This is a genomic window from Paenibacillus sp. P4_A7 (genome assembly GCF_056402455.1).
This window is the reverse complement of the sequence record NZ_JBFUHJ010000575.1, coordinates 1-3,094: the sequence shown is the minus strand read 5'-3', so window position 1 is coordinate 3,094 and position 3,094 is coordinate 1. Positions and strand designations below refer to the sequence as shown.

Here is a 3,094-nt window from a genome sequence, read left to right as displayed (position 1 = left end):
GGATTCTCCTTGATTCGCGAATGTAAGGACTTTTGGCCAAACCATCTAGCGTTCCAGTTACGTCACCGCGCAGCCGCAGCCCTGGATACCCCGCTTTGCCGCATGGACGAGGCGCTTCCGTCTGCATCCAATATAGCAAAGACAAGCTAAGCTGACGTGAGCTTTCAAGATGCTTCTCCCTCTCAGCTTCCTCCACATCAATAATCGGCCCTAACCAATAATCATTTTGTGGCCAATTCACTAATGTAATGTCGCTGGAAAACGTCCCGTCCTCAAACTGAGAGCGATCAATGATTCGTCTATACTTCCATAACGAGAACGATTTACCATCTGGAAAAAAACTATATTTGACTGGCTCCAGTGTATGCGGAACGAGACCCATCCAGCTAAGCTGCTGGTCTGGCCAAAAGTCGGCTTTATACTGCTTCCAGAAATCATATTGCTGCGGCTTGGCAATGGTATAGTCGGCGCCTTCGATATGATCGACCGCGTAACACCAAGTAATCGCCTGCATTTCATGCGGATCCGCCGCACCTGCGAGCGCATGCGGCTCCCCGGTATCCTCTGCCGATTCCGCTCCAGTTACATATTCCGTTCCCGACAACGGCAGAAGGTCGCCTTCATCCGTCGCGTCTAAGAAATAAGGAGCAGTCAGTACTGTGACATCTCCGTTTAGCTTACTGCGCACATGAACGGAACGAATATAGTCACCGTCTGTCTCCACGCGAAAGGGCTTATGATTTTCCATTATTATAAGGGTGCCCGCATGAACAAATGGAGACAGCATATCTCGCAATACGGCAAGAGCAACTCTCGGCTCATGCGTAATATTGCTAACGATTGAATTGCCAGGATTAAAGTAGAGCTTTGCTTGCGCTTCGGAGCGAAGCGGAAAGTTTTGTTTATAGTACTGCCTTACCCGGCTGCGAAACTCCCGGTAACTGGCCGTACTGCCGAATTGCTCGATCCATGGATGCTCGTCGGGTGGCACTGCCTGACTTGTCAATTGACCGCCAATCCAATCCGTCTCCTCCGTCATAATAACCTTTTTACCCAAACGCGCGGCAGCAAGTGCAGCTGCACAGCCGCCCGTGCTTCCACCAATAATGACGATATCCGCCTGTTTAATAGTTTCCATTTTAACGAGTCATCTCCTCGTGAATGTAGTTAGCAGCTTCTTCCTGCAAAGCTGGCGCACGGTCATGAAGCAGCAATGCCGGCATATCCTTAAACCACTCCGCATCGTAGGGAGAACCGAAGTGGCATAGCATAACTGGCTGATTGCGGCTGGCCGCAAAACGCTCCAGCCCTTCCAATACATCGCTTCGCATTCGTTTATTGTAAGTAATGCCGATAAGGAGTGCTTGCTGCTCATTATCCTGTAATAGCGCTGCCGTAAGTTGCTCATACGACGCTATACTTTGAACTTCAGAAACAAAACCGCTTGACACACACTTATCCGCAAAAACGTCTAGGGAGGTCTCGCATATTAATTTCCATCGGTCCCCAGCTTCCAACGCCTTGTGAATTTGAGTCCAGCGAGCAGTTGAGCCGTGACGGCGTAGAGCCTTCGCCGCAAGTTCCCTGCTTACCTGCTTCGAGGACGGCTGGTCCAGTACACTTTCATCAAACGGGTTCAGCTTAAATTGTTCGGTCAGTAGGTTGTATTTGTTCTTCGCCCGTATAATACGAATTACTGATTCGTTTATTCGCTCCTCAGTCAATTCCCCAGAGCGTACCGCATTTATAACCGCATTGAATATGACTCGCGCCTCATTGATATCCCGCGCATCTGCTAGCAAAATATCAGCTCCCGCAAGCAGCGCCATGACGCACGCGCGTGCTTGCGTAAATATTGCGGTTACGCCCTTCATCGACATTCCGTCTGTCACAATAAGACCTTTATACTCCATTTTCTCCCGCAGCAGCTCCGTGATCATGGGTCTGGATAATGATGCAGGCAGCAAGCTACCATCCATCGCTGGCACCGCGATGTGACCGACCATTATCGCATCGACCCCGGCATCAATCGCCCTACGAAATGGAACGAGCTCGAAATTTTCGAGTCGATACCGGTCAAACCCCAATACCGGAAGGGCGAGATGCGAATCGACATTCGTGTCTCCATGGCCTGGGAAATGCTTGGCTGTCGCAATCATTCCGTACTCTTGGTAACCCTGAATGATAGCGGTCCCCATACGCGACACGATGTCGGTCGTTTCCCCGAAGGAATGGGTACCAATAACGGGATTATCTGCATTATTGTTAATGTCAACGACAGGACTATAGTTGAAGTTGATACCCATTGCAAGCGACTCTTCAGCAGTTATTCTACTGCTTTCGTAGGCTAGCCGTTCATCATTTGCTTCCCCGATTGCTTTATTCTTCGGAAAATAAACCGCGCCGCCGCGAGCTAGCTTGCAACCCGCTCCAGCAACGAGGTCAGCTGCAATGAACAACGGAATACCGCTTCCTGACGTCGTTGCGAGCTGCTGCATATTCGATGTCAAACGATGCACCTGCTCCGGATTGTCCAGACATTCCATGTCCAGAAACAATCCACCCGCCTTAAGCTCCGAAACGAGCAGCTCAGCCATCTCGGTGTACTCTACTTCTTTATAATAAAAGGTAAATAATTGCCCTACCTTCTCCTCCAGCGTCATCTGTTCCACTCTCATCATGTCGTTTTCTCCAGCCTCCTTCAATCATATAAGCTCTCATMCAACAGTCCGAGCAGCAGACCTGCTGACGTAATCGCATTCGTCCATCCGCTCTCCATGCAATACGGACCCCACCCCGTGTCGCCGTTATTGCCGAAATATTCGCCTTTGTTCAAATCGAAAGCGCGCATCCATCCCCCGTCATAACGGTTGTCCCCACTCTGGATTTGAATGCTGCTCATGAACGTAGAAACCTGATCATACAGCTTTCTGTAAGCTGGGTTCCCCGTTGCTTTCCATGCTTCCCAGCTGTTCATGACCAGAAAKTTATTCGTGTACAATTGATCCGCAATCCCTTCGTTATTGGCAATGTACACACCTGCGTCCTCCATCCCGAAGCGACCAGGATCAGGATTATCTGCTTCTTCAATACC

Annotated in this window: 2 protein-coding genes and 1 pseudogene; all 3 read right to left on the bottom strand. The window is 49.9% G+C overall.

Translation table 11 applies throughout. The annotated features are described in order from the left end of the window. On the bottom strand, positions 1 to 1,138 hold a 1,138-nt coding region (locus AC1DWN_RS31210; RefSeq protein WP_477562746.1), incomplete at its 3' end, for an FAD-dependent oxidoreductase. Between the two features lies 1 nt (position 1,139). Further along, positions 1,140 to 2,681, bottom strand: coding sequence for a glycoside hydrolase family 3 protein (locus tag AC1DWN_RS31205; RefSeq protein ID WP_477562745.1), 1,542 nt, complete (start codon positions 2,679 to 2,681; stop codon positions 1,140 to 1,142). A gap of 20 nt (positions 2,682 to 2,701) precedes the next feature. Then, a pseudogene (locus AC1DWN_RS31200) lies at positions 2,702 to 3,094 on the bottom strand (hypothetical protein); the annotation flags it as partial.